Annotated in this window: 29 protein-coding genes; 6 read left to right on the top strand and 23 right to left on the bottom strand. The window is 70.5% G+C overall.

Annotation, left to right across the window (positions count from 1 at the left end; genetic code table 11):
* Window positions 1-22 precede the first annotated feature (22 nt).
* The 7 genes from ACFUTX_RS15965 to ACFUTX_RS15935 all read right to left on the bottom strand — a co-directional run bounded on the left by ACFUTX_RS15965 (window position 23) and on the right by ACFUTX_RS15935 (window position 8079).
* Window positions 23-1213, bottom strand: a complete 1191-nt coding sequence (locus ACFUTX_RS15965) for a M20 family metallopeptidase (RefSeq protein ID WP_378866919.1) — start codon at window positions 1211-1213, stop codon at window positions 23-25.
* Window positions 1213-2016, bottom strand: a complete 804-nt coding sequence (locus ACFUTX_RS15960) for an amino acid ABC transporter ATP-binding protein (protein WP_378866917.1) — start codon at window positions 2014-2016, stop codon at window positions 1213-1215. The genes ACFUTX_RS15965 and ACFUTX_RS15960 overlap by 1 nt, the downstream gene beginning before the upstream one ends.
* Window positions 2017-2021: 5 nt before the next feature.
* Window positions 2022-2960, bottom strand: a complete 939-nt coding sequence (locus tag ACFUTX_RS15955; RefSeq protein WP_378866914.1) for an amino acid ABC transporter permease — start codon at window positions 2958-2960, stop codon at window positions 2022-2024.
* Between the two features lie 89 nt (window positions 2961-3049).
* A complete protein-coding gene (locus tag ACFUTX_RS15950) occupies window positions 3050-4024 on the bottom strand; it encodes an ABC transporter substrate-binding protein (RefSeq protein WP_378866911.1) in 975 nt (324 codons plus the stop codon).
* 119 nt (window positions 4025-4143) lie between these two features.
* Entirely contained in the window at window positions 4144-4956 is an 813-nt protein-coding gene (locus ACFUTX_RS15945; RefSeq protein ID WP_378866908.1) for an ABC transporter permease, read from the bottom strand.
* Entirely contained in the window at window positions 4953-5909 is a 957-nt protein-coding gene (locus tag ACFUTX_RS15940; RefSeq protein ID WP_378866905.1) for an ATP-binding cassette domain-containing protein, read from the bottom strand. The genes ACFUTX_RS15945 and ACFUTX_RS15940 overlap by 4 nt, the downstream gene beginning before the upstream one ends.
* A gap of 31 nt (window positions 5910-5940) precedes the next feature.
* On the bottom strand, window positions 5941-8079 hold the full coding sequence (locus ACFUTX_RS15935) for an MMPL family transporter (protein ID WP_378866902.1): 2139 nt from the start codon (window positions 8077-8079) through the stop codon (window positions 5941-5943).
* 83 nt (window positions 8080-8162) lie between these two features.
* Here ACFUTX_RS15935 and ACFUTX_RS15930 point away from each other — a divergent pair, with 83 nt between their 5' ends.
* On the top strand, window positions 8163-8675 hold the full coding sequence (locus ACFUTX_RS15930) for a MarR family winged helix-turn-helix transcriptional regulator (protein ID WP_378866899.1): 513 nt from the start codon (window positions 8163-8165) through the stop codon (window positions 8673-8675).
* Here ACFUTX_RS15930 and ACFUTX_RS15925 read toward each other — a convergent pair.
* On the bottom strand, window positions 8672-9148 hold the full coding sequence (locus tag ACFUTX_RS15925) for a YdeI/OmpD-associated family protein (protein ID WP_378866896.1): 477 nt from the start codon (window positions 9146-9148) through the stop codon (window positions 8672-8674). The genes ACFUTX_RS15930 and ACFUTX_RS15925 overlap by 4 nt on opposite strands.
* A 90-nt stretch (window positions 9149-9238) precedes the next feature.
* Here ACFUTX_RS15925 and ACFUTX_RS15920 point away from each other — a divergent pair, with 90 nt between their 5' ends.
* On the top strand, window positions 9239-9640 hold the full coding sequence (locus ACFUTX_RS15920) for a type II toxin-antitoxin system VapC family toxin (protein ID WP_378866893.1): 402 nt from the start codon (window positions 9239-9241) through the stop codon (window positions 9638-9640).
* 12 nt (window positions 9641-9652) lie between these two features.
* On the opposite strand, the gene ACFUTX_RS15915 is transcribed toward ACFUTX_RS15920, so the two are convergent.
* From ACFUTX_RS15915 to ACFUTX_RS15905, 3 genes are all read right to left on the bottom strand, one after another.
* Complete coding sequence (locus tag ACFUTX_RS15915) at window positions 9653-10468, bottom strand: hypothetical protein (protein WP_378866890.1); 816 nt, start codon at window positions 10466-10468, stop codon at window positions 9653-9655.
* Complete coding sequence (locus tag ACFUTX_RS15910) at window positions 10461-10703, bottom strand: hypothetical protein (RefSeq protein WP_378866887.1); 243 nt, start codon at window positions 10701-10703, stop codon at window positions 10461-10463. Before ACFUTX_RS15910 ends, ACFUTX_RS15915 begins: the two co-directional genes overlap by 8 nt.
* A 125-nt stretch (window positions 10704-10828) precedes the next feature.
* Window positions 10829-11797 carry an acetylxylan esterase gene (locus tag ACFUTX_RS15905; RefSeq protein ID WP_378866884.1) on the bottom strand — a complete coding sequence of 323 codons (969 nt, stop codon included), beginning with the start codon at window positions 11795-11797 and terminating at the stop codon, window positions 10829-10831.
* Between the two features lie 135 nt (window positions 11798-11932).
* Here ACFUTX_RS15905 and ACFUTX_RS15900 point away from each other — a divergent pair, with 135 nt between their 5' ends.
* Window positions 11933-12997 (top strand): hypothetical protein, encoded by a 1065-nt coding sequence (locus ACFUTX_RS15900; protein ID WP_378866881.1) that lies wholly within the window; start codon window positions 11933-11935, stop codon window positions 12995-12997.
* Window positions 12998-13003: 6 nt separating this feature from the next.
* Here the strand turns inward: ACFUTX_RS15900 and ACFUTX_RS15895 are convergent, their stop codons facing one another.
* A complete protein-coding gene (locus ACFUTX_RS15895) occupies window positions 13004-13633 on the bottom strand; it encodes a LysE family translocator (RefSeq protein ID WP_378866878.1) in 630 nt (209 codons plus the stop codon).
* 122 nt (window positions 13634-13755) lie between these two features.
* Here ACFUTX_RS15895 and ACFUTX_RS15890 point away from each other — a divergent pair, with 122 nt between their 5' ends.
* The gene (locus ACFUTX_RS15890) at window positions 13756-13881 is read left to right on the top strand and encodes a hypothetical protein (RefSeq protein WP_378866875.1); all 126 of its coding nucleotides are present in this window, start codon (window positions 13756-13758) and stop codon (window positions 13879-13881) included.
* A 133-nt stretch (window positions 13882-14014) separates the two neighbouring features.
* Here the strand turns inward: ACFUTX_RS15890 and ACFUTX_RS15885 are convergent, their stop codons facing one another.
* Genes ACFUTX_RS15885 through ACFUTX_RS15875 form a run of 3 tightly spaced genes read right to left on the bottom strand, consistent with a single transcriptional unit; the run spans window position 14015 to window position 16060 of the window.
* Window positions 14015-15229 carry an RNA polymerase sigma factor gene (locus ACFUTX_RS15885; RefSeq protein ID WP_378866872.1) on the bottom strand — a complete coding sequence of 405 codons (1215 nt, stop codon included), beginning with the start codon at window positions 15227-15229 and terminating at the stop codon, window positions 14015-14017.
* On the bottom strand, window positions 15226-15582 hold the full coding sequence (locus ACFUTX_RS15880) for a YciI family protein (RefSeq protein WP_378866869.1): 357 nt from the start codon (window positions 15580-15582) through the stop codon (window positions 15226-15228). Before ACFUTX_RS15880 ends, ACFUTX_RS15885 begins: the two co-directional genes overlap by 4 nt.
* A 19-nt stretch (window positions 15583-15601) precedes the next feature.
* The gene (locus ACFUTX_RS15875; RefSeq protein ID WP_378866866.1) at window positions 15602-16060 is read right to left on the bottom strand and encodes an SRPBCC domain-containing protein; all 459 of its coding nucleotides are present in this window, start codon (window positions 16058-16060) and stop codon (window positions 15602-15604) included.
* Between the two features lie 206 nt (window positions 16061-16266).
* Between ACFUTX_RS15875 and ACFUTX_RS15870 the strand changes: the two genes are divergently transcribed.
* Window positions 16267-17430, top strand: coding sequence for an SLC13 family permease (locus ACFUTX_RS15870; protein WP_378866863.1), 1164 nt, complete (start codon window positions 16267-16269; stop codon window positions 17428-17430).
* A 50-nt stretch (window positions 17431-17480) separates the two neighbouring features.
* Here the strand turns inward: ACFUTX_RS15870 and ACFUTX_RS15865 are convergent, their stop codons facing one another.
* The 3 genes from ACFUTX_RS15865 to ald form a co-directional block, all read right to left on the bottom strand.
* The gene (locus ACFUTX_RS15865) at window positions 17481-18722 is read right to left on the bottom strand and encodes a hypothetical protein (RefSeq protein ID WP_378866860.1); all 1242 of its coding nucleotides are present in this window, start codon (window positions 18720-18722) and stop codon (window positions 17481-17483) included.
* 148 nt (window positions 18723-18870) lie between these two features.
* Window positions 18871-19578: a ThuA domain-containing protein gene (locus ACFUTX_RS15860; RefSeq protein WP_378866857.1), complete on the bottom strand. Its 708-nt coding sequence runs from the start codon at window positions 19576-19578 to the stop codon at window positions 18871-18873.
* A gap of 67 nt (window positions 19579-19645) precedes the next feature.
* Window positions 19646-20731 carry an alanine dehydrogenase gene (gene ald, locus ACFUTX_RS15855; protein WP_378866855.1) on the bottom strand — a complete coding sequence of 362 codons (1086 nt, stop codon included), beginning with the start codon at window positions 20729-20731 and terminating at the stop codon, window positions 19646-19648.
* Window positions 20732-20910: 179 nt separating this feature from the next.
* On the opposite strand from ald, the gene ACFUTX_RS15850 reads away from it, so the two are divergent.
* Complete coding sequence (locus ACFUTX_RS15850) at window positions 20911-21381, top strand: Lrp/AsnC family transcriptional regulator (RefSeq protein ID WP_378866853.1); 471 nt, start codon at window positions 20911-20913, stop codon at window positions 21379-21381.
* Window positions 21382-21513: 132 nt separating this feature from the next.
* Here ACFUTX_RS15850 and ACFUTX_RS15845 read toward each other — a convergent pair whose 3' ends face one another.
* The 5 genes from ACFUTX_RS15845 to ACFUTX_RS15825 form a co-directional block, all read right to left on the bottom strand.
* The gene (locus tag ACFUTX_RS15845) at window positions 21514-22887 is read right to left on the bottom strand and encodes an aspartate aminotransferase family protein (protein ID WP_378866850.1); all 1374 of its coding nucleotides are present in this window, start codon (window positions 22885-22887) and stop codon (window positions 21514-21516) included.
* A 145-nt stretch (window positions 22888-23032) separates the two neighbouring features.
* A complete protein-coding gene (locus ACFUTX_RS15840) occupies window positions 23033-23377 on the bottom strand; it encodes a type II toxin-antitoxin system PemK/MazF family toxin (RefSeq protein ID WP_378866848.1) in 345 nt (114 codons plus the stop codon).
* Window positions 23374-23619 (bottom strand): CopG family ribbon-helix-helix protein, encoded by a 246-nt coding sequence (locus ACFUTX_RS15835; RefSeq protein ID WP_378866845.1) that lies wholly within the window; start codon window positions 23617-23619, stop codon window positions 23374-23376. The genes ACFUTX_RS15840 and ACFUTX_RS15835 overlap by 4 nt, the downstream gene beginning before the upstream one ends.
* A 78-nt stretch (window positions 23620-23697) precedes the next feature.
* The gene (locus tag ACFUTX_RS15830) at window positions 23698-24594 is read right to left on the bottom strand and encodes an SDR family oxidoreductase (RefSeq protein ID WP_378866842.1); all 897 of its coding nucleotides are present in this window, start codon (window positions 24592-24594) and stop codon (window positions 23698-23700) included.
* A gap of 38 nt (window positions 24595-24632) precedes the next feature.
* Window positions 24633-26447, bottom strand: a complete 1815-nt coding sequence (locus ACFUTX_RS15825; RefSeq protein ID WP_378866839.1) for a glycoside hydrolase family 15 protein — start codon at window positions 26445-26447, stop codon at window positions 24633-24635.
* Between the last annotated feature and the right edge of the window lie 156 nt (window positions 26448-26603).

Here is a 26603-nt window from a genome sequence, read left to right as displayed (position 1 = left end):
TCCGGAGACGACAGTAGCGCGCTCATCCCGCGGCGACGCGGATGACGAGCCCGGCCAGCATGGCGACGCGACCCGGCACGCTCGTCAGGTCGAGCCACTCGCTCTCGGCGTGGTCGTCACCGCCGACGGGGCCGAGCCCGTCGAGCACGGGCACGCCGGTCGCCGCGACGAAGTTCGCGTCCGACACCCCGCCGGTGGCCGCGCCGCCGACGACGAGACCCAGTTCGGCGGCGACCGCCTCGACGGCGGCGAAGAGGTCCGCGGTGGCGGAGGTTTCGAGCGGCGGGCAGACGGCCATCCGCTCGGCCTCGCACGAGACACCCTCGACGACGGGGGCTGCGGCGCGGGCTTCGATCGCGGCGAGCGCCCACTCGAGGTCGGCGAGCGTGACGGCGCGCACCTCGCCCGACAGTTCGGCGGCGGCGGGGACGACGTTGGGCCGCTCCCCGGCGGTGACCACTCCGACGTTCACCGTCAGGCCCGGCCGGGCGTCGTTCAACGCCTGCAGGTCGAGCAGCAGGTGCGCGGCCTCGACGGCGGCGTTGCGGCCGCGGTGCGGTTCGACCCCCGCGTGGGCGGCGCGGCCCCGCACGCGGATCCGCACGTCGGCGACGCCCTTGCGGGCGGTGACGAGGTCGCCGTTCTCGCGCGCGCCCTCCAGGCACAGGGCGGCGTCCACGCCGGCGGCGAGCGACGCGAGCATCGCTCCCGAGGCCGGCGACCCGACCTCCTCGTCGGGCGTGAACGCGACGATCAGCTCGCCGAAGTCGTCGAATCCGGTCTCGCCGAGAAGCTGCGCGGCGTGCAGGGCGGCGACCACCCCGGCCTTGTCGTCGCACACCCCGGGCCCGAAGGCGCGGCCGTCGACCTCGCGGTACGGCCGTGCAGCGGCGGTGCCGTCGGCGAAGACGGTGTCGAGGTGCGCGAACAGCAGGATGCGCTTGGTGCCGCGGCCGGTCTTGCGCCCGACCACCACCCCGCCGTATCGGGTGCCGTCGACGGGCGCCGTCGGCATCCGCTCCACTCCGAAGCCGAGCGCCGCGAGACGTTCGACGCACCAGGCGCCTGCCGCGTCGACGCCGTCGGGCGAAGCCGAGCCGGAGTCGATGCCGACGAGCGCACGCAGGTCGTCGCGGAAGCGAGGCATCAGCGCCTCGGCATGGGCGAGCAGCGCGGCCGGTGTCGGAGGGGCCGCGGCGGTTCGGGACGGCACTACAGGACCTTGCCGAGGAAGGCCTGCGTGCGGGCCTCGCGCGGGTTCACCAGCACGTCGTCGGGGCGCCCCTGCTCGACGACGACGCCGCCGTCCATGAACACCGCGATGTCGCCGACTTCGCGGGCGAACCCGATCTCGTGCGTGACGACGATCATGGTCATTCCGGATGCCGCGAGGTCGCGCATGACGTCGAGAACATCGCCGACGAGCTCGGGGTCGAGGGCCGACGTGGGCTCGTCGAAGAGCATGACCTCGGGGTCCATCGCAAGGGCCCGGGCGATCGCGATGCGCTGCTGCTGCCCGCCCGAGAGCGCGCTCGGGTAGGCGCCGGCCTTGTCGGCGAGACCGACGCGGTCGAGCAGCTCGTGTGCGCGCTCACGCGCCGCGGCCCGCGAGGTCCCCAGCACCTGCACCGGAGCCTCGACGATGTTCTCGAGTGCGGTCATGTGCGGGAAGAGGTTGAACCTCTGGAACACCATGCCGACGCCGCGGCGCTGGCGGGCGACCGCCTTGACGGGGAGCTCGTACAGCTTGCCGTTGCGCTCCTCGTAGCCGACCGTGCGACCGGCGACGCGGATCAGACCGGAGTCGATCTTCTCGAGGTGGTTGATGCAGCGCAGGAACGTGGACTTGCCCGAGCCCGAGGGCCCGAGAAGGCAGGCGACCTGACCGCGCTGCACCTGGAGCGTGATGCCCTTGAGAACCTCGAGCGATCCGAAGCGCTTGTGCACGTCGCGGGCGTCGATGATGGCCGAGGTGGTCGTCTCGACCGCGGGTTCGACGGGCTGGGTGGGGATCATGACGGTCACTTCTTTCCGGCCTTCCACGAGCGCCACACGCGCAGCGCACTGCTCTCGCGCGCCCCCGCGACCCCGCGGCCGTAACGGCGCTCGAGCCACGCCTGCGGGACGGCCAGGATGCTGGTGAGCACGAGGTACCAGATCGCGGCGACGACGAGCAGCGGGATGATCTTGAAGTTCTGGGCGTACGCGGCCTGCAGGTTCGACATCAGGTCGCGTCCCGCGATCACCGAGACGAGCGCCGTGGTCTTCAGCATCGTGATGACCTCATTGCCCATCGGCGGCACGATCACGCGCATCGCCTGCGGGAGGATGATGCGCCGCATCGTGCGGCCCGGCGTCATGCCGAGCGAGTGGGCCGCCTCGGTCTGGCCGTGGTCGACGGAGGTGATGCCGGCGCGCACGATCTCGGAGGCGTACGCCATCTCGTTGAGGCCCAGGGCGAGCAGGGCCGCGACGGTCGCCGGGATGAGGTCGCTCGTCGACACCGACCAGAACTCGATGCTGGTGAACGGGATGCCCACGACGATCTTGGGGATGAACGCGCCGATGAAGCCCCAGAAGATGAGCTGGAGCAGCACGGGGGTGCCGCGGAACACCCACACGAAGAGGCCGCTCACCACCCTTAGCACCGGGTTGGGCGAGAGCCGCATGATCGCCACGACGATGCCGCCGGCGAGACCGATCGTCATGGCGGCGACGGTCAGGTAGATGGTGGTCGCGAGCCCCTGCAGGGTGAGCGGCGCGAAGAGGTACTCGCCGACCGTCGGCCAGTCGATGTTCGGGTTCTGGGCGAAGGCCAGCAGGAACGCCGCCGTGACGAGCCCGACGACGATGCCCGACACCCAGCGCCACGGGTGGCGGAGGGGCACGGCCTTGATCGGTGCGGGGCTGTCGGTGGGAGGCGCCGGGGTGCCGGCGAGCGGCTGCGACGTTGCGGCCATGATGCTCCTAGATGTTCAGCGGGTCGGTCGGGGGCGAGGGGTTGTCCGGGGGCGGCGCCGGTTGCGGCATCCGCCCCCGGATTCCCTTCTCAGGACGCCGCGCCGTTGATGGTCGCCTCGTCGATGCCGATGCCCTCGACACCGAACTCGGCGAGGATCGTCTCGTACGTGCCGTCGTCCATCAGCGACTGGAGGGCGGCCTGGATCGCCTCGGCGAACTCCTCGTTCTCCTTCAGCACGCCGATCCCGTTGAGGGTGGCGTCGTAGCCGTTGGGAGCGGTCGGGTCCTCGACCACCATGAAGGTGTTGCCGTCGTTGGTGGTCTTGGCGACGTAGCCGGCGCTGGGCTTGGTGAGCAGCGACGCGGCGGCCTTGCCCGCGGTGATGGCGAGCTGGGCGTCGGAGTCGGACGGGAACTCCGACAGCACGATCGGGTCGAGACCCTCGGCCTCGCACTCGGCCTGCCACACGTCGTTGACGAGTTCGACCTGGCTGGTCGCGGTCTGCACCGCGACGTTCTTGCCGCAGAGGTCGAGATAGGTCTCGATGTCGTCGGGGTTGCCGGCGCGGGTCAGGATGCCGGTGCCCGATGCCGAGTAGTCGACGAAGGTCAGCACGTCCATGCGCTCGACGCTGCTGGTCATCGCCGAGATGGTGAGGTCGTAGTTGCCCGCCTGGAGCGCGGGGATGATGCCGTCGAAGCCCTGCTGGGCGAATTCGACGTCGATGCCGAGCTTCGCGCCGATCGCCTGGCCGAGGAGCACGTCGACGCCGGTGAGCTCCTCGGAGCCCTCCTCGACGAACATCTCGAAGGGGGCGTAGGGCGCGTCGGTCGCGGCGGTGACCGAACCGGCCGAGGCGATGTCTTCGGGGAGGAGCGCGCGCGCGTCGTCGTCGACCGTGATCTCGGTGCCGAGGATCTCGACCGAGTCGCCCGCGTCGGACGATCCCGAGTCCGTCTCGTTGCCGGATGCCGCGGCACAGCCGGCGACGAGGACCCCCGTGGCCGCGAGAGCTGCGGCGGCGAGGGCGAACCGGCGGTGGCGGGGGGTGAGGTGTTCCATTCGGGTACCTTTCTCAGGGGGCGCTCGCCGATGAACGCCGCTCTGAGATTCTGTAGCACGCATTACGGTTTGTCTACTCTGTAACAGATTCGTAATGCGGGATACGCCTTCCGCGCCGGCTAACCGCGACGGATGCGACCGCGCATCGCCAGGATGCACAGCGTGAACGAGACGGCCGCGACGCCCGCGACGGCGACGGCGCCACCGACCAGGACGACGGGATCCCACCCGTCGGAGATGAGCGACCGCAGCGCGGCGAGCACGTACGTGACCGGATTGAACGCCGCCACGGTGGCGAGCCACCCCGTGAGGGCGTCCTCGGGGACGAACGTCGTCGTCAGGAAGGCGAACGGGAAGAACAGCACGAAGCTCGCCCCGACCGCCCCCGCCGAGCCCGTGCGCAGCGCGATGGCGTACGCGAATCCGTTGAAGGCCAGCCCCCACGCGCCCGCGAGGAGGAGGAACACCACGAGCCCGGCGACCCCCGTCACGTACTCGATCCCGAGCAGCGCGCCGAGCACGAGGACCGGGATCGACAGCGCGACGACGAGCACGAAGTCCGCGACGAGCAGTCCTAGCAGCAGCGCCGAGCGCGCGACGGGCGCCATCAGCAGGCGGTCGAAGTAGCCGCCCGCGATGTCCTGCTGCAGCGCCTGCGCGCGGTTGACACCCGTGACGGCGAAGATGATCGCGACCGGCAGCTGGAACGCCCGGTAGTCCGAGATCCCGACGGCCGGAGCGATCTCCTGGAGCGATCCGACGTTGACGGCGAAGAAGAAGATCGGGATGATCAGCGCCGGCACGATCGCCTCGGGCTCGCGCGTCACGCCGCGCAGGGCGCGCCCGGCCACGCTGGCGAGGTCGCGGAAGAACCCGGCGGGCCGGGCCGTGGGCGTGCGGGTGGTGGCGGTGCGGGTCGCGGTGCCGCTCATGGCTTCTCCTCCTCTGCGTCCGACGCGAAGCGCGTTCCGGTCACTTCCAGGAAGACGTCGTCGAGCGATGCCGTGCGCAGCGTCAGCTCCTCGACGTCGACTCCCGCCTCGTGGAGCACCACGGCGACCGGCCCGACGACCTTCGATCCGTCCTGCGCCGCGATGGTGAGACCCGTGTCGTGCACGTCCACCCGATCCACGCCCGGGAGGGCGCGCAGGCGGTCGGCGAGCTCCGGCGCGGGCGATCGCATCGCGGCGAGCACGAGGTCGGTGCCGACCGACCTCTTGAGCGACGACGGCGTGCCCTCCGCGACGATCCGGCCGCGATCGATGATCCCGATCCGGTCGGCGAGCCGGTCCGCCTCCTCGAGGTACTGCGTGGTGAGGAAGACGGTCACGCCCGCGTCGCGGTTCAGCCGGCGCACCTCGTCCCACATACGGGCCCGGCTGATGGGGTCGAGGCCCGTGGTCGGTTCGTCGAGGAAGAGCACCTGCGGTGCGTGCACGAGCGCCGCGGCCAGGTCGAGCCGTCGCCTCATGCCGCCGGAGTAGGTCGAGATGCGGGCGTCCAGGGCGTCGCCGATGTCGACGAGGTCGGCCAGTTCGTCGATGCGGCGCCGGATCTGGGTCCTGCTCAGCCCGTACAGGCGCCCTTGCAGGCGCAGCACCTCGCGACCGGTCTGGTTCTTGTCGAGCGCGGTCGACTGCAGGGCGGCGCCGATGCGCAGGCGGACGTCGGCCGGATGCCGCGAGACGGAGTATCCCGCGACGACGGCGTCTCCCGCGCTCGGCTTCAGCAGCGTCACCAGCATCCGCACGGTCGTGGACTTGCCCGCGCCGTTCGGTCCGAGGAAGCCGTAGATCTCGCCGTCTTCTACCATGAGGTCGACCCCGTCGACCGCGGCGGACTCCCCGAAGCGCCTCGTGAGTCCGCGGGCCTCGATCGCCGGCATCCGATTCACCCTCCTGTCGTCATGGTCGAAGTCACGAGATGGGTGCCGGCTCGCGCTCGGCTGCCTGCCGCTCCTCTACGGTGCGCTCGGCGAGCGCGTCGAGCTCGCGCTCGCGGGCGGCCGCGTCCGACATCACGGGCTTGCGCGGCCACCAGAAGCGGTCGCGGGCGATGAACGCCATCGCCGGCACGATGACGGTGCGCACGAGGAGGGTGTCGATCAGCACGCCGATGCACACGATGACGCCGATCTGGGTGAGCGTGATGAGCGGCAGCACGCCGAGCACGGCGAACACCGCGGCGAGCAGGATGCCTGCGCTGGTGATGACCGCGCCGGTGGCGGCGAGCGCCCGGATCATGCCCTGCGTCGTGCCGAGCTCGCGCGATTCCTCCTGCGCGCGGGTGACGAGGAAGATGCTGTAGTCGACACCCAGCGCGACCAGGAACAGGAAGCTGAACAGCAGCACGTTGGTGTCGATCGCGGGGAACTCGAACAGCGGCGACTGGAAGAGCCACCACGCTGCGCCGACGGCCGAGAAGTAGCTCGCGACGACGGCCACGAGCAGCAGCACCGGTGCGAGCAGGGCGCGCAGCAGCACGACCAGCACGATGAAGACCACCAGCAGGATCAGCGGGATGATGAGCGCCTGATCCCGCTGCTGCGCCTGCGCGACCTCGAGCGATCGGGCGTCGAGCCCGCCGACGAGCGCCTCGCCCGAGCCGACGTCCTGCAGGGCGTCGCGCATGCGCTCCACCGTGGCGTACGAGGCCGGCGTCTCCGCGGCATCCGACAGCACCACGTCGATGCGGGTGAGATCGTCGCTCTCTTCGGAGATCGTCGCGCTGTCGACGCCGTCGAGATCTGTGAGCGTCTCGACCGCCTCCTCCGCGTCGTCGGACGGGAGGACCACGACGGCCGGCGACCCGGCGCCGGCGGAGAACGCGTCGGCGAGGATCTCCTGGCCCTGCACGGCTTCGGGCTTCTGCAGGAAGCGCTCGCTCTGCGAAAGGCCGGTCTGCACGAAGAAGAGTCCGCTCGCGAGCGCTGCCAGCACGACGAAGCCGCTCGTGGCGACGATCACCGGGCGGCGCGAGACGGCGCGGCCGAGCTTGCCCCACGGGCTGCGAGCCACCGCGTCGGCCGACCCGAACCGAGGGATGTACGGCCAGAACAGGCCGCGGCCGAAGAGCACGAGGGCCGCCGGCAGCACGATCAGCGCGAAGGCCATCGCGACGAGGATGCCGACGGCGCAGGCGAGGCCGAGGGCGCGGTTGCCGGCCAGTTCGGCGAGCAGCAGCGTGGCGAGGGCGAGGGCGACCGTCGATCCGCTCGCGATGATGGCGGGGCCGGCGCCACGGAGGGCCTTGCGCATGGCCTCCCGGCGGTCGGTGTGGATGCGCAGCTCGTCGCGGTAGCGGGCGATGAGGAGGAGGGCGTAGTTGGTGCCCGCACCGAAGACGAGTACCGACAGGATGCCGCTGATCGAGGCATCCAGCACGATTCCCGCCGCCGATGCGACGCGCGTGGCGATGATTCCGGCCAGTGCGTCGGCGGTGCCGATGACCACGAGCGGCACGATCCAGAGCCACGGGCTGCGGTACGTGATGATCAGCAGGATGGCGACCACGATGACGGTCGTGAGGAGCAGCGTGAAGTCGGCACCCTCGAACACGGCGGCCACGTCGACCTCGAAGCCTTCGGCGCCGGTGAGGTACACCCTGGCGTCGTCGATGCCCTCGGACGCGGCATCCCGGATCTCCTGCGCCCGCTCCGCTTGAACGGTGACGTCCGACTCGGGCTCGAGCGGTACGACGAGCAGCGCCACCTTGCCGTCGTCCGACACCTGGGCGGGCGGGATGAAGCCGTCGGGGGTGAAGTCGGCGAGGTCTCCCATCGCCGCCTCCTGAATCGCCGCGAGGGTGTCGGCCGAGAGCTCGTCGCCGTCGGCTTCGTACACGAGCAGCGCCGAGGTGGTGTCTGCGCTGGGGAATTCGTCGAGCAGCGCGTCCGCGCGCACCGACTCGGCGGAGTCGGGGAGGCCCACGGGCGGTGCCGTCTCCTCCTCCGCGCCGCTGCCCAGCGCGAAGATCCCTCCCGCCGCGAGCGCGGCGAGCACGAGGACGATCCACGAGGTCTTGGCGGAGGTGACGAATCGGAGGAAACCGTCCATGGCGGAGCGCCTTTCGCTAGTCATGCAGATTGCTAGAAAAACTAGATACGAGATATCTAGCACAACTGCGCTAAAATCTCCACATGGATGCCTCTGCCACACACGCATCGGCCGGTATGGACACCGCCCCACCGCTGGCGGCCGCCGGTGCTGAGCCGCGCACGCCGACGGTGCTGCTCCGCGAGCTGATCGTGGTCAGCGACCTGTTCGAGGAGCGGATGCGTCGTCACCTCACGGTCAACCAGACCGATCTCGAGGCGATGGAGCACCTGCTCACCTCGGGCCCGCTCGCGCCGAGCGAACTGTCACGCCGCCTGGGGATCTCGACCGCATCGACGACGGTCATGGTCGACCGGCTCGTCGCGCTGGGTCACGTGACCCGCGAACGGCACCCCACCGATCGCCGGGCGATCCGCGTCGTTCCCACGAAATCGTCGGCGGCGGAGGCCATGTCGGTGCTCCTGCCCATGATCGGCGACATCGACGCCGTGCTCGACGGCTTCACGGCCGAAGAGCAGGACGTCATCACCGAGTACCTGCGGCAGGTGGTCGACGTCTACCGCCGCCACGCCGAGCCCCCCGTGGGCAGCAACTAGCCGAGCGCCGAGACGAGCGCGTCGATGCGCCGGGCGCGGGTCGCCGCCGTCGCGGCCGACTCGACGGGCACAAGGCGCTGCCGGCGCTTGGCGGGTGGCAGGCCCTCCCAGGCGTCGCGAGCGCCGGCGGCGTCGAACGCTGCGGCGACGTCCGACGGGACGAGGACGAAGTCGGGATCGACGGGCGCGAGCCACCCGCGCACGGGGTCGCCCGGTTCGAGACGCATCCGGCGGAGCAGCGACGCACCCGACCACACGAACGTGTCGTCGATGACCGGCGCGCGCGTCAGAGCGAGATTCACCTCGACCTCGTCGAGCGTTCCGCCGACGCGCCGCGTGCCCGCGGCCTGTGCGGCCGCGACGAGGGCCGTCGGCATCCGGATGATCGCGTACGTCGACGTGCCCCACAGCATCGGCTCGACGAACCCGTCGATCTCGTGCGCCGGGCCGAGGTTCGGCCACTCCTCGCTCATGTCGAGCACACTAGCGCCGTGCTCGTCGCACGCGATGCGATGCGCGAACATCACGTCCGCTATGTCAGGGGTCTCTGCCAGCATCGGGGCATGACGCGCTTCGCGATCGACTCCCCCATCGCCCTCCGGCTCATCCGCGAGAACGTCAACGTGAGCAACGAGCATCAGCTCGTCGCGCCCGCGATCCTGCGCTCGCACGCACTATCGGCGCTGTACCGCGAGGTGCGAGAAGGGCGGATGGATGCCGCCGCCGGCCGCCGAGCGCTCGACGGCGTCGCCGAACTGAAGGTCCGGCTCCTCGGCGACCGGGTGTCGCGGGCCACGGCGTGGAAAATCGCCGAACAGCTCGACTGGGGCGACACCTCCCTGGCCGAGTACCTCGCAGTCGCCAAGCTGCAGGCCGACGCCCTCGTCACCGACGACGACGTGCTGGCCGCCGCCGCCGAGGGGATCGTGCCGCTCGCCTCGTGGGACGACCTCACGCGAACGTGAGCTCGCGCTGCATCACTTGTTGTGGTCGAGGTTCGCGAGGATCTCGCGGTGCCGGCTCCACGTCCCGTTCGGCTCGAACGCACCCGACTGGGGGTTCAGCACCCGCCCGTGGGCGAACTGCACGACATCGCGCGGAATGCCGAGCCCGTCGAGGAGCGCCGTCGCCTGCGCGGCCGAGAGGTCGTGCAGCTCGTCGACACCCGACGTGACTCTCCGCGTGATGTCGGCCTGCTTCGGGTTGCCGTAGTGCGTGATGAACTCGGCGGAAACGCCGAACTGATGCTTCTTGTCGACCCGGATGCTGTACATCTCGTCGCCTTCCTTCACCGTGGTCGTCGGCGCGGAGCCGGCGCCCCTCGGATTCCCCAGGTACTTCCAATGCCACGGCTCGCCGAAGGAGTAACCCTCGCCGAAGTAGTTGAATCGCCGCGCGTCCGCGCGCATCCACTGCGCCCTACTCGACCCGGGGTTGAGGATCCCCGCGTCATGGCCCGAATCGCGGAGGTCGACCGCACCCGTGCCGTTCTCGAGAACATGATTGGCGAGCGGGGAGTCCGGCGCCGCGACGGTGCCGGCCGGCGAGATCCGCCCGTAGAGCACCCCTCGGTACCAGCGCCAGTCGAACACCCGACGACCGGCGATCTGCCCGGCCGGGCGGTACCGCTCGAAGAAGACCCGTTCCTGCTCGGTGAACAGCCGCACACCCGACGAGAGGATCAGGTGCACTTTGAACTCGGCGAAGAAGGCCGCGTCCAGACGATCGAGGTCGGCGAGCATCGGGGCGGTGAGCCGCTGCCCGTCGCGGAACACGTAGACCAGCTCAGTCACCGACGACACCCCCCTCGATCCCCGAGCCGTCCGACACCGAGACCGTGTCAGTGACCCAGGCGCTCGGCCGCAGCTCGAGCCGACCCTCCGCGTCGAGGCCGTAGACGTCGGGCACCCCGTCGCCGTCGACATCGGTGTAGACGGGGATGGTCGGGTCGGCGACGCCGTCGACGTCGCGCCACTGGAGGAGCGCGGCCTGAATGGCCTCTCGCGCCTCATCGCGCGTGGTTGCCACGTCCACTGTTCTAGCCCCCGATCACTCCGCCCACCAGAGGGGAACTCTCGACATGGAGGAGCGATCGACAGCTGATTTCGGACATCGAATCGAGAATCGAGCCCGAGAGCGCCGACGCGCAGGCGTCAGGCGCGCGATGACAGGAACTCGGCCTGCCGCACCCATTGGTAGACGGCGCCGCCCTCGTGCTGGTTGAAGTTGTACACCGCGATGTCTTTGTCCGACGCGGCGCAGTGGTTGAACGCCGCGTACACCGTCGACGGCGGGCACACCGGATCCATGAGGCCGACCGAGAACAGCGCGGGCGCGGTGATGCGCTTCGCCATGTTCACGCCGTCGAAGTACGAAAGGGTCTCGAACACGCGCTCTTCGCGGCCGCGGTACACCGACAGGTACCGCACGATCTCGTGGTACGGGTTCTCGTCGGTGAGGCCGACCGCGCGTTCGAAGTGGCACAGGAACGGGACATCCGGCATCACGGCCACCAGGTCGCCCGACAACGCGCCCGCGGCGAGCGCGATGCCCCCGCCCTGGCTCGCGCCGCAAACCGCCACGCGAGACGCATCGACCACCGGGAGCGATCGCGCCGTGTCGACCGCCCGCACGGCGTCGGCGAAGACCCGACGGTAGTAGTAGTCGGAGGGGTCCTCGATGCCGCGCGTCATCGATCCCGGATGCCCCGAACTCGTCCCGTGCGGGTCAGAGGTCGCGCCGCCGCTGCCCCATCCCGCCCCCTGCCCGCGGGTGTCCATGAAGAGGTGCGCGTAGCCGGCGCTCGCCCACGCGAGGCGCTCCACCGGCAGGCCGCGTCCGCCGCCGTATCCGTTGAACTCGACCACCGCGGGCAGCGGCCCGTCGGCGTTCTTCGGCACGGTGAGCCACGCCTTCACGGGGTCGCCCGCGAATCCCGAGAACGTGACGTCGAACACGTCGAGGGTCGTCAGGGGCGTCTCGACCCGGTCGATGGTGGGGTCGGATGCCGCGACCCGCGCCTCGCGAATCGTGGCGTCCCAGAACTCGTCGAAGTCGGCCGGCTCCCGCACCTCGGGGCGATACGTCTGCAAGGCGCTCAGCGGAAGGTCGAAGTGCGGCACGGGACTCCTCGGCGGTTCAGGGGCGGATCGACGCTATCCCATCACTTCGCCTCCGTCGATCCGCCGTCGCAGGGCGCGAGCGCGTCGGATCGACGAAGATGGCACACAGGCGGAGGGGGAAGGGAAGGTCCGCGGATGTTCCGGCAGGTCGGCCTCGAGAAGCTCCTCGACATGCGCGAGGGCTATGCGCCGCTGCGAGGCGTCCTCGGCATGAGCGACCCCTGCGTGGTGCGCCTCGACGGCCGGTGGACGATGTTCATCGGCGGCATGGGCTGGGGCTTCAAGACCAACATCCTCACGGCGCGGCTCCCCGAGGGAGCTCCCCTCGACTCGCCCGACTGGAAGTTCGACACCGTGCCGGGGCATCCGTCACGCCCTCAGCGCATCATCCGGCAACCCGCGCGCGGAAGCTGGAACCGCTGCCTGCACTCCGTCTGCTACGTGAAGGGCGAGGTCGACGGCCGACCCGTCGAGCGGATCTACCACGCGGGCCGGGCCACCGAAACCGTGCTGTCGACGACAGCCCCGTACCGCATCGGCTTCCTCGAGCGCAGGGACGGCCAGTGGATGTCGCACCCGACGCCCATCGAGGTACAGGGCATCGTCGGGCTCGAGGGCGTCCTCGAGCCGAAGGTCGAGTACGCCGACGGCTTCTGGCACATGCGGTACCTCGCGCTGACCGAGGTCGGTGACGACAAGGACGGCAACCACACGATCCTGTACTCCCGGAGCCGTGACGGCGAGACCGGGTGGAGCGACCCGGTCGTCTTCAGCGACGCGACCGCCGGGTTCTACGACTCCGTGGTCCTTCCCGACGGCGACCGCTTCCTGCTCACCCTCACCCGCGACTCGAACCTGTTCGGCCGGAACCCGTACCCGAAGCAGGGCATCTGGCTCGCGGCATCCGATACTCGTGGAACCCGGCTCGAGGACTGGTCGCCGCCCGATCTCGTGCTCGATCCCGACCTCGATGACGACGGCTGGTACCGCGGCGGGATGTGCAGCCCGTCGCCGCAGTGGTCGGACCGTCCCGAGACGCCGCGACGCCTGCACGTGTTCTTCGTCGCGGCGGCCGCGGCGATGCCGTGGTGGCGTCGGGCCGCCCGCGCGCTGCGGGCCCGGCGGCGGCTGCCGGTCCCTTCGCCGTTCTTCTTCACGATCGGGCGGCTCGACGTGGACGTCGATCCACACGGCGCCTGACCCGCGCTACGCGGTGACCCGGCGGGTGGTGGCGAGCCACGCCGCCAGCCCGAGCAGGATGCCGCCGCACACGCGCTCGATCCACACGGCGCCGCGCTGCTTCAGCAGCCGGATCGCCTGCGACCCGAGCAGCGCGTAGGCGAACATGATGGCGAAGTCGAGGGCGCAGAACACGGTCGCGATGACGAGATACTGCGGCAGCTGCGGCGCGGCCGGCGAGATGAACTGCGGCAGCAGTGCACCGACGAACAGATACCCCTTCGGGTTCGTCACAGCCACGAGGAAGCTCTTCATGAACAGCGCCCGCCGGCCGCCACGAGGGTCGGCCCGAGGATCCGAGTGCAGCAGGGCACCCCGCGACAGCAGCATCCGGATTCCCAGGAACGCCAGATAAGCGACGCCGAGCCACTTCACGACCGTGAACGCCGTCTCGCTCGCGAGAAGCACAGCCCCGAGACCGACCCCGACCGCCGCGACGAGCACCACGTCGGACGCCACCGCGCCGAGCATGCCGAAGGTCGCGCGCCGCACGCCGTACCGCGACCCATTGGCGAGGGCGAGCAGCACCGTCGGCCCCGGGATGGCGATGGCGACGACGGCGGCGAGCGCGAAGGCGAGGACGGTCGTCGGGTTCATGGCACTCCAGAGGGCGAGGGTGCCGCCGAGCCTACAAACCCCGACCTCCTCGGATCAAGGCCTCGTATCAGTGGTTCCATCAGGTCGAGCTGCCGCAGCACCAGTTCGACGAGATCGTGCACATGCTCCAGACCGAGAAGCCGGTGTTCTTCACCGCGTACGAGCTGGGCGCCCCGGCGATCCGTTTCGCCGGCCTGAGCACGAGCGACGAGTCGGTCGGCGAGGGCCTGGTCGACGCCGACGCCTGAGCGCGGCGCGCGGGTGTGGTGTCAGCCGGCCCGGGCGTGAAACCGCGGGGACGGATCGCACCCACGGTCCGCTTTCGCGCGCGAGATCCGCGATTCCGCCCCGCGGTTTGACGCAGGTCGCCGGGCGCCGGCATCAGCCCGCCCGGCGCTCGAGCAGATAGCGGCGGAGCGCCGGGTCGGCGGTGAGGCCGATCGCCACGTCGAGGGCGGCGGTGGCCGCGAGCCGGTCGCCCCGCGCGGCCGCGACCTCGGCACGGCAGATCCAGTACGGCTGGTGCGCTCCCACCGCGTCGGCCGGCAGCGCATCGAGCATGGCGGCCGCCCCGTCGACATCGCCGGCGTGGAGCAGCGCCCCCGCAGCGCCGATGGACGCGCCGACGGAGGGCGCCACCTCCAGCAGACCCCGGTAGAGCGTGACCACCGCCTGCCGGTCGACGCCGACGCCGTCGGCTCGGGCGGAGTGGGCCGCGCTGATCGCGGCCTCGAGCTGGAACCGCCCCGGCCGGCCGAGCGACAGCGCGCGCCGCAGGCACCGGTCCGCACGCTGTCGCAACGCCGGTGACCACAACGCGGTGTCCTGACGGTCCAGCGGCACGAACATGCCGTCGACCACGCGAGCCGCGCGGCGGCTCTCGGTCTGCAGGAACAGCGAGAGCAGACCCCACCCCTCGGGCTCGTCGGGCAGCACCTCGGTGATCACCTCGGCGAGGCGGATCGCCTCGTGCCGCAGGTCGACGTCGCGCTGCGCGACGATCTCGCCGATCGGGTCGGCCAGTCCGTAGGCGCCGTAGACCGCCTGCACGATCGGCCCGATCCGCGCCGGCAGCTCCCCGTCGTCGGGCAGCCGGAACCGGATCCCGGCATCGCGGATCTTCGCCTTCGCCCTGCTCAGCCGCTGACCCATGGTGGCCGCGGGCACGAGGTAGATGGTCGCGATACGCGCGGCATCCACCCCCAGCACGGTCTGCAGCATGAGCGGCGCATGCATGCGCGGATCGATGGCCGGGTGCGCGCACACGAAGAGCAACGCCAGCCGGTCGTCGACGGCGGAGGCGGAGGGCGCCTCGGCCTCGGTCTCGGCGAGTTCGTCGAGGTCGACCAGCACGGCCCGGGCCCGGCGGCCGAGCGCGGTGCGCAGCTGATTGCGCGCGGCGACGCGCAGCCATGCTTCGGGCACGTCGGGGACGGACCCAAACCGCCACGCGGGGACCGCGGCGACGAACGCGCCCGCCACGGCATCCTCCGCCAGCTGCAGATCGCCGCACGCGCGGAACAGCCAGCCGACGAGACGCCCGAAGTACGCCGCGTGCGCGGCGGCGAGCGCCTCGTCTGCCGTGGTGCCGCTCATTGCATGGGAGGGATGAGGGGGCGCACCTCGACGCTGCCACGGGCTGCCGCGGGGCAGCGCGCCGCCCACTCCATGGCCGCATCGAGGTCGGGGACGTCGATGAGGAAGATGCCCCCGAGCGCCTCCTTCACATCGGCGAACGGCCCGTCCTGCACTTCGAGGGACCCTCCGCGCGCGCGCAGAGTGGTCGCGGTGTGCGGCGGCTGCAGGCCGGCCCCGGCATCCATGACCCCGCTCTCGCGCAGGGCGGCGACGTACCCGGCCCACGCCGCCCAGTAGGCGTCGGCGGCTTCGGCATCGGTGCGGTCGGCGAAGTCCGCTTCGGACTCCTGGGCGAGGATCGCGTACTGCATCAGAGGTCTCCGTCGTCGATCACTGTGCGGGGGCAGGCGCCGGAACGAGCGCGTGGCCGGTCTCGAGCAGGGTCTTGAGGCTCGAGAGGATGAGCACCCACCCGCGCTCCACGTTGCGCGCGGCATCCGTGTCGGGCAGACCCTCGTGCGTGAGGGTCAGGTGCGTCAGCCCCGGAACGCGCATCGCCGACTCCCCGAACTCGTAGGTGACGACGCTCTCGGGCAGTTCGGCCACGTCGTCGGCCCACGTGCCCGCGAACGTCATACTGAGCTTGCTGCCCGGCACGACCTCTCGCAACCGCCCGGTGATGACGGGGGCGTCGCCCACCGTGTAGGAGTACGACGCGCCGGGCTCGAGCTGGTCGTAGCGGGCGGTGAAGCCGAAGTAGTAGGCGGGAGTCACGGCGGCATCCGTCACCGCACGCCACACCTCGTCGGGGGTGGCTTCGATCACCAGCTGAATCGTCTGCGTGGGCATGGTCTTTCCTCTCTGTCGAGACACCGAGGTCCGGCGTCACCAGGAAGACACGCGACGAACCGCCGTTTCGACAAACCCGCGAAATCCGATGCGACGGACGACCATGCTCGACTCGAGAACAGGGGACGGATGCCTCGGCCATCGCCTCGGCACGGACGCGCGCGCCCTAGGCTGACTCCGCGCTGTGCAGGAAGCGGGGTGGGCGCATGAAGCTCGCGGCGATCGGTGCGGCGCTGCTCGCGGTCGGCGTCGTCGCGGCCGTGACGGGCGTCGTCCCCGCCGAGACGGTGTGGGCGATCGCCGATCGCACGTGGCCGATCATGCTCTTCGTGATCGCGATCACGGTCGTCGCCGACCTCGCGGCCACGGCCGGAGTGTTCGACGTCGTCTCGGCGTCCCTCGGCCGGTGGGCGCGCGGGCGCACTGTCGCCCTGTGGCTGCTCGTCGTCGTGCTCGCGGTGCTGTCGACGGCGTTCCTCTCGCTCGACACGACCGCCGTGCTGCTGACACCGGTGGTGGTGCGGGTGGCGCGCGCGCACGGGCTTCCTCCGCTGCCCTTCGCGCTGACCACCGTCTGGCTCGCGAACACGGCCTCGCTGTGGCTGCCGGTGTCGAATCTGACGAACCTGCTCGCCGAGCAGCGGCTCGGGTCGATCGGTCCCGCTGGCTTCCTCCAGCTGCTCGGCCCGTCCGCACTCGTCGCCACCGTTGCGACCGTCATCGCACTGGCCGTCGTGAACCGGAGCGCACTCACCGGAAGGTTCGCGCCGGTGGAGCCGCCGTCGATCTCCGACCGCGGCCTCGTCGTCTTCTCCGCGTCGGTCGTCGTCGTGCTGCTGCCCTGGCTCGTGTCGGGAATCGCACCGTGGATCCCGGCATCCGTCGCCGCCCTGTTGCTCGTCGTCGCATTCGCGTGGCGGTCGCCCCACTCGCTGCGGTGGGCGATCGTGCCGTGGCAGGCGGTCGTCTTCGCGAGCGGCCTGTTCCTCGCGGTCGGGGCGGCGCAGTCTCTCGGTGCCGGCGCGGTGGTCGCGGTCGTCGCGGGTGCCGGTGACGACCTGTTCGCGCTGTGGCGCGTGGCCGGGACCGGGATGCTGGGGGCCAACGCGATCAACAACCTGCCTGCCTACCTCGTGGTCGAGAGCGCCGCCGACTCCCCCGCACGCCTTGCCGCTCTGCAGATCGGGGTCAACGCGGGCGCCCTCATCACCCCATGGGCGTCGCTCGCGACGCTGTTGTGGCATCGGCAGCTCACCGGAGACGACGTCTCGGTGAGGTGGGGTCGCTTCGCCCTCCTCGGACTGGCTACCGCGCCCGTCGTCGTACTCCTCGCGGTCCTTCCGCTCGCTTTCGGTCCGCAGGCCAGCTGACGGAAGGGCGGCGGCGCCCGGATGCGGATGCCGCCGCCCGTCCGCCGTCGTCAGCCGGTGACGGCGATCAGCTGGTTCGGGACGATGTCGAGTTCCGCCTCCGTCACAACCTCGAGGTCGTCAAGGTCGACGACGTGGACGGTCGAGGTGGCGGGGTCGGTGATCCAGGCCACGTCATCGAGCACCGTCACGGTGGGGCGCGGCGACCTGTAATCCTCGGGGACTTCCCACTGGTCGATCAGGGGAAGCTCGCCGGTGATCGAACCGGACTCCTCACTGAGCACCCGCAGCACACCGTCGGTGCCGAGCACGAGGCCCTCACCCTCGGGACCACGCGCGAGGGTCGACGACGCGTACCCCGCGGGCAGGGTCACCACCGACATGGCCGCCTCTGAACCGTCGGCCAGGGACGTGTCGACGAGAGCGATCCGGCGGGGACCGTCGGCGTCCTCGGGCGATCCCTCGACGGCATAGTTCGTGAGCACCACGGACGACTCGTCGCTTCCTCGCGCCGTCCCAATCGATGCCTCGGCGTCGGGTGCCGGAACCGTCGCGAAGTCGTCACCCATCCAGACGACGACGCCGCCCGAGCAGCCGAAGACCACCCGCTCGTCCGCCGCGGTCGCCTCGCCGTGCACGTCGGGGCACTCGTCGGTGCGACGGAACTCCTCACGGGAGTCGTCGAGCGCCACGATGCTGCGGCGCTCCTCGTCGTCGCCATCCGTGACGACCAGCGTTCCGTCTTCGAGCAGCACGGCGACACCGTGATGCGGTGCCCGCAGCTCGACGGTCTCGACCTCCGGCTGCCCTTCCGCGAGTTCGTGCGAGTCGAAGATGGTCACGGTGCCGTCGCCGTCGCTGAACAGGGCGGTCTTCTCGCCGTGTGGAACCACGTGGCCCGGCGTCGACATCTCGAACGCGATGTCGGTGAGTCGCGGATCGGCGGTGTAGGAGTGGCCGTGGTCGCCGTGGGCATCCGTCCATGCGCCGGTGTCGAGCATCCCGATCCCCGCTTCGGCGCTCAGTGCCACATGCCGCCCGTCGCCCGCCGAGGAGATCCGCGCCGGCTCGTCGAGCTCGATGTCGGCGAGCACCTGCAGCGTCGCGGCGTCAAGGACCTGCACCCCGCCGTCGTAGGTGATGGCGAGGCGTGCCTGCGGGGAGTCGGTCTCGGTGGCGCCGCTCGCAGCCGCCGTATCCGTCGTCGAAGCCGCGGGCGTCGATGCGCAACCGCTGAGCAGAGCGAGGGCGAGGGCTCCGACTGCGACCTGCGCCGAAAGAGTCTTCTTCATAGATGTCGTGTCCGCCGGGCAAGCGCGCGGCGGCTCCTCTCCAGTCGTGGGATCTGTCGCGCTGATCGCGCGTCACGACCGTATCAGATAACGAGAATCATTCTCATCAAGGGGCGAGCAAGTCCCGAGCCCCATCGGCGGGTTCGACTCAGCCGCTCCCCCGGGCGGCCCACAGCATGCCGCGCTCGATGATGGTGCGCACGCTCGGGTGGTCCAGCACGTCGGGGTCGTGACCGGGGGTCGCGACGAAGACCCGGCCGGCACCCCACTCGCGGGTCCATACCGCCGGCGACTCGTGCGGCCGTCGCCACGGCCGCCCCGGTTCGGCGGGGTGCGTGGTGGTGGCCAGCACGTCGTTGAGCAGGTCGGTCAGCACCCAGTACTGCTCGGTGCGCAGCGTGAAGTCGTCCAGATCTGCCGTGATCGGATGCCTCCGCCCCGCCTCGGTGATCTCGATGACGTGCTCTCGGAAGTACTCCTCGCCCGGCGCCGGCGCCTCATCGGCCGGAACGGCGGGATGAGCCGCGAACACACCGCCGACGAGCTGCAGGTAGTCCGAGCTGGCGCGGAACGAGTCGACGATGCCGCCGTGCCACCCCGCGAGCCCGGTGCCGGCCTCGACCGCGGCCCGCAGGCCCTCGAGCTCCTCGGGCACGATCTCACCCATCGAGACGCACTGCACGATGAGGTCGGTCGTGGCGAGCGCGTCCGCGTCGGCGTACACCTCGGTCGTCTCGGCGACGCGGACCTGGAAGCCGTTCTCACGGAGGAACGGGAGGAAGCGGTCCGTCGCCTCGACCGGTCGATGCCCCTCCCACCCGCCGCGGACGACGAGTGCTGTGCGATTCGCGGTCATGTCGACACCCCCGCCCACCACGATGCCATGCGCGGCCTCCTCGGGCGCGCGCGGCGGATCGCGGAGGTCAGAGCGAGAAGGCGGCGCGCACGGCGGCGTTCACGACCTCGCCGCCCCGCACGTTCAGACCGAGCGCGAGCGACGGATCGGCGTCGGCCGCGGCATCCCACCCCTTGTCGGCGACAGCCGTGACGTACGGCAGGGTGGCGTTGACCAGTGCGCGGGTCGACGTATGCGGAGCGGCGCCGGGCATGTTCGCCACGCAGTAGTACAGCGAGTCGTGCACCGCGAAGGTGGGCTCGTCGTGCGTGGTCGGCCGCGAGCCTTCGAAGCATCCGCCCTGGTCGATCGCGATGTCGACGAGCACCGAGCCCTTCTTCATGGCGGCGACCATGTCGTCGGTCACGAGCTTCGGGGCGGCCGCGCCCGGAATCAGCACCGACCCGATCACGAGGTCGGCGTCGGCCAGCTGCTCGGCGATCTCGTACCGCGTCGAGTAGCGGGTCTGGATGGCGCCCTGGTACCGGGCCTCGAGGGCCCGGAGCTTCGGCAGCGAGATGTCGATCACGGTGACGTCAGCACCCAGTCCGAGCGCGTTCGCCGCCGCGTGCTCGCCGGCCACGCCGCCGCCGATCACGACGACCTTCGCCTTCGGCGCTCCGGGCACGCCGCCCAGGATCATGCCCCGGCCGCCCGACGGGCTGAGCAGGGCGTGGGAGCCGACCGCGATCGACAGGCGCCCCGCGACCTCGCTCATCGGGGCGAGCAGAGGCAGCGCGCGATCGGGGGTCTGGACCGTCTCATACGCGATGGCGGTCGTGCCCGACTGGACGAGCGCGTCGGTCAGCGGGCGATCCGCGGCCAGATGAAGGTAGGTGAAGAGCGTGAGATCGGGGCGGAGGAAGCCGTACTCGGCGGCGATCGGCTCCTTCACCTTGACGACCATCTCGGCCGTGCCCCAGACGTCGTCGGCGCTGTCGACCAGGCGTGCGCCGGCGATCCGGTACGCGTCGTCCGAGAACGCGCTCCCGAGGCCGGCACCGCTCTGCACCGTCACGGTGTGCCCGCGGCGCACCAGCGCGTCGACGGCGGCCGGCGTCATGGCGACGCGGCGCTCGTTGTTCTTGATCTCCTTCGGCACGCCGATGTGCATGTGAGTCCCTCTCTGCGGGGCGGCGGGTCACTCGACCGCCGCCAGGTCGCTACGAGGATCGCAGAACCTTCCGCAAACCGCAGTATGTGCTGAATCTCCTGCTGCGCAGGGTCGATTCTGCGCGGAAGATAGATGACGAATCGTCGCGAGAAAGCGAAGTGTGCGACAGAATCTTCGGCATGACGGAGATACTCGACCCGGTGGATCAGCGCATCCTCGACCTGCTCTCGACGGATGGTCGGATGACGAACGCGGCCCTCGCCGACGCGCTCGGGGTCGCACCCTCGACCGCGCACGCCCGCATGCGCTCCCTCATCGACCGGGGCATCGTCACGGGGTTCCACGCCGCCGCCGATCAGGCTGCGCTCGGCCGCGGACTGCAAGCCGTGATCGGCGTGACCCTGCGGCCGGGCGCCCGGCACGAGAGCATCCGCGCCTTCACGCAGCACGTGCGGCGCCTTCCGGAGGTGCTGCAGGTGTTCTTCCTCGGCGGCGCGGACGACTTCCTCGTCCACATCGCCGTCGTCGACTCGTCGGCCGTGCGGCAGTTCGTCGTCGAGCGGATGTCGGCTCACGCGAGCGTAGCCTCGACTCGCACGAGCCTCATCTTCGAGTACCACCGGAACGGCCTCGCCGCCGACTTCGACTGACCCCTCGAGTACGGGGCGCCGGGCGCGGGACTTCGACCGCGCCGCTTTCCTGCGAGCGCTACGTCGCGCGACGCGGCGCTCGCAGGAAGATGCAGCCCTCGGCAGAGGGCGCGGCGGCGAGGCCGGCCGGGGTCAGGCGGTGAGCTCGGCCGCGAGCTGGTCGAACACCGCGATGTAGGCGTCGATGGCCTCGTCGGTGTGGGTGACCGACAGCGTCCACTCCTCTTCGCGGCCGGGGGTCATGAAGATGCCGCGGTTGAGGTTGTAGAGCCATGCGAGATCGGCGAGCGCGGCATCCTGATTCTCTTTGAAGGTCTCGTAGTCGACGACCTTCTTGGTCGAGAAGGTGACGCAGCCCTTCGATCCGATGCCGACGGCGTAACCGGGCAGGTCGTACTTGTCGACGACGGCCTGGCAGCCCTTCACGATGCGGTCGTTGAGGCGGTCCAGGTGCGCGTAGGCCTCGGGGGTCAGCACCTCTTCGAGCGACGCGCGGGCCGCCGCCATCGTCAGCGGGTTCCCGTTGTAGGTGCCCACCTGATAGACCGAGCCGTCTTCGACGACCGCCATGACCTCTTCCGAGCCGCCGATCGCGCCGGAGGGGAGGCCTCCGCCGAGCGCCTTAGCGAGGGTCACCATGTCGGGCGTGACGCCGAACTTCTCGGTCGCGCCGCCCGGGGCGATGCACAGGCCGGTCTTGACCTCGTCGAAGATGAGCACGATGCCGTGACGGCGGGTGATATCGCGAACCGCCTCGAGGTAGCCCGGTTCGGGGAGCACCACGCCGAGGTTCATCATGGCGGCCTCCATGATGACGCAGGCCGGCTTGCGGCCCTCGGCGGTGAGGCGCTCGATCCGGCGCTCCATGGCGCCGGCGTCGTTGAAGGGGACGGCGACCGTCATGTCCACGACGGACTGCGGGATGCCGGCACCGTACGACAGCGATGCGAGGTTCTCGCGATCGCCGATCTTGTCGTACTCGACGCCGATCGAGACCATCACGGTGTCGTGGTGCCCGTGGTACGAGCCGAAGATCTTCATCACGGTGTCGCGGCCGGTGAAGGCGCGTGCGATGCGGATGGCGTCCATCGTCGCCTCGGACCCGGAGTTCGTGTACCGCCACTTGGGCAGGCCGAACCGGGCGGCGAGGTCGTCGGCGACGACGACGTCGTCCTCGGTCGGGCAGCCGAAGTGGGTACCCTGCGGGTAGCGAGCCGCGATGGCGGCGCCGATCGCCGGGTGCGCGTGGCCCTGCACCATCGAGCCGAAGCCGTTGTGGAAGTCCCACATCTCGTTGCCGTCGACATCCCACACCTTCGGGCCGGAGCCCTTCGCGATGTAGATCGGCCACGGGTCGCGCAGCTGGTACGACGACGCGACCCCGCCCGAGAGGTGCTTGCTCGCGCGCTCGTACATGTCGCGCGACGCGGTGGTGCGCTCGTTCAGCCGGGCGGCCTCGCGCTCGGTCAGCTCGGCGATGCGTGCGCGGTCCAGGGTGATGCTCATGCTTCCTCCCGCATGACGTTCATCGACCGGCCTGGCGTCGACGTATGCAGGTGAAGTCACTCGCCGGTCGGCCTGGCGCCGGGAGGGTCCGCAGACACCAGCACGTTACCAAGTCGCGCGCGAGAGCGCAGTTCGGGTCGGCGGATCAGATGCCCATGACGAGACGGATGCCGTCGGCGACCTTCGCGACCAGGAATCCCGGAAGATGACCGACGGGGTACGGGTCCAGGAACTCGCGGCTGACGGGACCCACCTGAGACACGACGGCGACCGAGTCCTTCTCGAGCCCGGATGCATCCAGCGGGATCAGCACGTTGCCGGGGAACGGCTCCAGTCCGAGGTTCGATGTCAGCGGAGTCACGAGCACCGTCGCGATGTCGGATGCCAGCAGCCAGTTCTCCTGCATCACGACGGCGGGGCGACGCTTCGCCGGCTCGGACCCGCGCGGGAGCCCGAAGTCCACCCACACGACGTCTCCGTGACTGATCACCAGTCCGTGCTCGCGAGAAGCGTGCGCTCCGATTCGCGGAGGAACGGACTGTCACCGGCAGGCTGGCCCGCGCGCGCGATGGTCGCGTTCGCCATCGCGGTGAGGTCGGCTTCGCCCTCGAGCTCATCTGCCAGGTGGCGACCAGCGCGCCGGAAGAACTCCGAGCGGTTCATGCCATGACGAGCCGCGATACGGTCGAACCGCTCGAGGTCACTCTCCGGAAGCGAGATGGCGGTCTTCATGAGTCGAGTATAACCCTTTATACTCGCCGCTCGCGAGGCATGCGCGTCGGGAGGACGCGGATGCGGCCCCCGCTCGGGTCAAGGGGTGGGCGAACCGCCGTTCACGTTCAGGGTCTCGCCCGCGACGTAGCTCGACTCGGGCGACGCGAGGAACACGTACGCCGGGGCGAGCTCGGCGGGCTGACCCGCGCGGCCGATCGGCGTCTGCTCGCCGAAGGTCGGCAGCTTGTCCTGCGGCTGCCCGTCCGACACCTGCAGCGGCGTCCAGATCGGGCCCGGGGCGACCGCGTTCACGCGGATGCCCTTCGGCGCGAGCTGCTGCGCCAGTGCCTTCGTGAAGGTGTTGATCGTCGCCTTGGTCGAGGCGTAGTCGACAAGCGTCTCAGAGGGGTTGTACGCCTGGATCGACGTGGTGTTGATGATCGTCGAGCCGGGCTTCAGGTGCGGCAGCGCGGCCTTGGTGATCCAGAACATCGCGTACACGTTCGTCTTGAAGGTGTCGTCGAACTGCTGGTCGTCGAGGGTCGTGAGGTCTTCGTTGAAGACCTGCTTGCCGCCGTTGTTCACGACGATGTCGAGACCCCCGAGACCCTCGACCGACCGCTCGACGAGCGACCGGCAGTACCCGGGATCCTTCAGGTCGCCCGGCAGCGTCACCACGGTGACGCCGGCGTCCTGCAGGATGCCGGCGATGCGCGAGGCATCCACCTCCTCCTCCGGAAGGTACGACATGGCGACGTCGGCTCCCTCGCGGGCGAAGGCGATCGCGGTCGCGGCGCCGATGCCGGAGTCGGCGCCGGTGATGAGCGCCTTGCGCCCCGCCAGACGCCCGGTCCCCCGGTAGGTGTCCTCGCCGAGGTCCGCCTTCGGGGTGAGCTCGGCGTCGAGGCCGGGCTCGGGCTGGTGCTGCTTCTGCGGATCGAAGTCCGCGTACAGTTCGGCGGGGTTGACGAAGGTGTACTGGTCGCGAGACATGTCGTTCTCCTTTGGGTGGGGGCCTGCGGTGGTGGTCGTCAACGTTCGTCGAGGCGGGCGGGGTCGACGAGGTCGCGGATGAGGAGGGCGGCGCGCACGAGCGCCAGGTGCGTGAGCGCCTGCGGCAGGTTGCCCCAGAACGAGCCGTCATCGGCCGAGATCATCTCGCTGAAGAGTCCGACGTCGTTCGACATGCCGACGAGGTCGTCCATGGCCGCGACGCCTTCGTCGTTACGGCCGACGCACACCAGCGCCGCCGCCCGCCAGAACGCGCACGCGACGAACGTCTCCTCTTCGCGGCGCATGCCGCTGTAGCGGTAGAGCAGCGGCCCCGAGCCGAGCTCTTCGGTCAGCGCGTCGATGGTCCGCGACATCCGCTCCCCCCGGTCGAACCCGCTGAGGGCATGGAGGAGGACGGATGCATCGAGCCGGCCCGACTCGGAATCCATGACGTACGCGCCCCGCTCCTCCGACCAGCCGTGCTCGTCGATCCACCCGCGGATGCGCTCCGCCTCGGCGCGCCAGCGGTCGCTGCTGCCCGGGATCTGGCCGAGTTCCGACAGGTGCACGGCGTCGCGCAGGGCCTGCCAGCATCCCATCTTGGACGAGGTGTAGTGCCGCTGCTCCGGAAGCTCCCACATGCCCGAGTCGGGGTTGCGCCACAGGTCGCACGTGCGGTCGGCCACTTCCGACAGCATCCGCCCGGTCTCGATGTCGAGCACGTTGCCGGCGTCGACGTAGGCGCGGCAGATGGCGAAGAGGTCGCCGTACACGCCGAGCTGCAGCTGCCCCAGGGCCGGATTACCCGTGACGACGGGACGGATGCCTCGCCACCCCGCGACGTCGTGTTCGACGACTCCCGAGCAGACGTCGCCGTCGAGCGTATAGAAGACGTGCAGGTCGGGTCCGTGCGCGCGGATCGTGCGCAGCAGCCACGAGATGGCGGCGTGAGTCTCTTCGCGCAGGCCGAAGCCGACGAGCGCCTCGACGGTGTACGCCAGGTCGCGGACCCACGCGTAGCGGTAGTCCCAGTTCTTGCCGCCGCGGTCGCTCTCGGGAAGCGACGTGGTCGCCGCCGCCGCGATCGCCCCCGTCGGGCTGTGGATGAGGAGCTTCAGCGCGAGAACGCTCCGCTGCACGTGAGCTGCCCAGGGGCCGTCGTACGAGAACTCGCGCGACCAGTCGCGCCAGGCCTTGACGGTGCGATCGATGCCGACGTCCACGTTCTCGGGCACGGGCAGGTGGATGGGCTCGTCGTGGGTTCCGACGACGATCAGCAGGTGTCGCGAGTCGGGCCGGGTGCGGAACGAGCCGCGGAGCAGCGGTCCGGCTTCACCGGTGTCATCGTCGGACGGCGCCGGACCGTGGTCGCTGCCGACGACCCCGATCGTGGTGCGGGCGCTGCGCATGATCGCGTCGCCGTGCGCCTGGTCGATCCATGCCGACGCGGTCTGCAGCGACGTGCCCGGCTGCACTCGCCACTCGAACGCGACGTGTCCCTTCACGCCGTCGATGCGGCGCGCGAGCTCCGCCCACGGCAACCGTCCGGCCAGTCCGGTGACCAGCGCGTCGGTGACCTTGGCGACACCCGACGCGGTCGTGAACGTCGTCTCGAGCACGTTTGTCCGCGGCACGTAGCGGCGGCGCACCGTGAACTCGTCGGTCGGGGCGAGTTCGATGCATCCGCCCGTGTCGTCGTCGAGCAGGCGACCGAAGACCGGCAGATCCGCGATGCCGGGGAGCGGCAGCCAGTCGACCTGGCCGCGCAGCCCGATGAGCGCGACCGTGCGTCCGTCGCCGATGGCCGCGTACGAACGCAGGTCATCGCCGGGGGCGGAGTCGACGGCTGTCATCCCGGGCAACGGTATGCGGGGGCGCGTTCGTCGCCCCGGGGGTTGCACGGCCGGAAGCGACCGGCTAGCTGTTCTTCCCCGTGAGGTTGTGAACGCGGTCTGAGGGGACGGTGCCGCCGATGCCGGTGTGGGGTCTGTGGTGATTGTAGTGATGGA

It is taken from the genome of Microbacterium sp. NPDC057407, assembly GCF_042803895.1.
GTDB lineage: Bacteria > Actinomycetota > Actinomycetes > Actinomycetales > Microbacteriaceae > Microbacterium.
The sequence above is the reverse complement of the archived record's forward strand: the minus strand, read 5'-3'. Positions and strand labels throughout refer to the sequence as shown.

Excerpts from the sequence above, each read along its gene's own strand:
- ACFUTX_RS15850 (WP_378866853.1), top strand. The coding sequence starts at position 20,911 with ATGACGGAGATACTCGACCCGGTGGATCAGCGCATCCTCGACCTGCTC.
- ACFUTX_RS15890 (WP_378866875.1), top strand. The coding sequence starts at position 13,756 with ATGCTCCAGACCGAGAAGCCGGTGTTCTTCACCGCGTACGAGCTGGGC.
- ACFUTX_RS15880 (WP_378866869.1), bottom strand. The coding sequence starts at position 15,582 with ATGCAGTACGCGATCCTCGCCCAGGAGTCCGAAGCGGACTTCGCCGAC.
- ACFUTX_RS15940 (WP_378866905.1), bottom strand. The coding sequence starts at position 5,909 with ATGCCGGCGATCGAGGCCCGCGGACTCACGAGGCGCTTCGGGGAGTCC.
- ACFUTX_RS15950 (WP_378866911.1), bottom strand. The coding sequence starts at position 4,024 with ATGGAACACCTCACCCCCCGCCACCGCCGGTTCGCCCTCGCCGCCGCA.
- ACFUTX_RS15865 (WP_378866860.1), bottom strand. The coding sequence starts at position 18,722 with ATGAAGAAGACTCTTTCGGCGCAGGTCGCAGTCGGAGCCCTCGCCCTC.
- ACFUTX_RS15830 (WP_378866842.1), bottom strand. The coding sequence starts at position 24,594 with ATGTCTCGCGACCAGTACACCTTCGTCAACCCCGCCGAACTGTACGCG.
- ACFUTX_RS15885 (WP_378866872.1), bottom strand. The coding sequence starts at position 15,229 with ATGAGCGGCACCACGGCAGACGAGGCGCTCGCCGCCGCGCACGCGGCG.
- ACFUTX_RS15960 (WP_378866917.1), bottom strand. The coding sequence starts at position 2,016 with ATGATCCCCACCCAGCCCGTCGAACCCGCGGTCGAGACGACCACCTCG.
- ACFUTX_RS15870 (WP_378866863.1), top strand. The coding sequence starts at position 16,267 with ATGAAGCTCGCGGCGATCGGTGCGGCGCTGCTCGCGGTCGGCGTCGTC.
- ACFUTX_RS15845 (WP_378866850.1), bottom strand. The coding sequence starts at position 22,887 with ATGAGCATCACCCTGGACCGCGCACGCATCGCCGAGCTGACCGAGCGC.
- ACFUTX_RS15925 (WP_378866896.1), bottom strand. The coding sequence starts at position 9,148 with ATGAGCGAGGAGTGGCCGAACCTCGGCCCGGCGCACGAGATCGACGGG.
- ald (WP_378866855.1), bottom strand. The coding sequence starts at position 20,731 with ATGCACATCGGCGTGCCGAAGGAGATCAAGAACAACGAGCGCCGCGTC.
- ACFUTX_RS15860 (WP_378866857.1), bottom strand. The coding sequence starts at position 19,578 with ATGACCGCGAATCGCACAGCACTCGTCGTCCGCGGCGGGTGGGAGGGG.
- ACFUTX_RS15935 (WP_378866902.1), bottom strand. The coding sequence starts at position 8,079 with ATGGACGGTTTCCTCCGATTCGTCACCTCCGCCAAGACCTCGTGGATC.
- ACFUTX_RS15955 (WP_378866914.1), bottom strand. The coding sequence starts at position 2,960 with ATGGCCGCAACGTCGCAGCCGCTCGCCGGCACCCCGGCGCCTCCCACC.
- ACFUTX_RS15835 (WP_378866845.1), bottom strand. The coding sequence starts at position 23,619 with ATGAAGACCGCCATCTCGCTTCCGGAGAGTGACCTCGAGCGGTTCGAC.
- ACFUTX_RS15900 (WP_378866881.1), top strand. The coding sequence starts at position 11,933 with ATGTTCCGGCAGGTCGGCCTCGAGAAGCTCCTCGACATGCGCGAGGGC.
- ACFUTX_RS15920 (WP_378866893.1), top strand. The coding sequence starts at position 9,239 with ATGACGCGCTTCGCGATCGACTCCCCCATCGCCCTCCGGCTCATCCGC.
- ACFUTX_RS15825 (WP_378866839.1), bottom strand. The coding sequence starts at position 26,447 with ATGACAGCCGTCGACTCCGCCCCCGGCGATGACCTGCGTTCGTACGCG.
- ACFUTX_RS15930 (WP_378866899.1), top strand. The coding sequence starts at position 8,163 with ATGGATGCCTCTGCCACACACGCATCGGCCGGTATGGACACCGCCCCA.
- ACFUTX_RS15875 (WP_378866866.1), bottom strand. The coding sequence starts at position 16,060 with ATGCCCACGCAGACGATTCAGCTGGTGATCGAAGCCACCCCCGACGAG.
- ACFUTX_RS15945 (WP_378866908.1), bottom strand. The coding sequence starts at position 4,956 with ATGAGCGGCACCGCGACCCGCACCGCCACCACCCGCACGCCCACGGCC.
- ACFUTX_RS15895 (WP_378866878.1), bottom strand. The coding sequence starts at position 13,633 with ATGAACCCGACGACCGTCCTCGCCTTCGCGCTCGCCGCCGTCGTCGCC.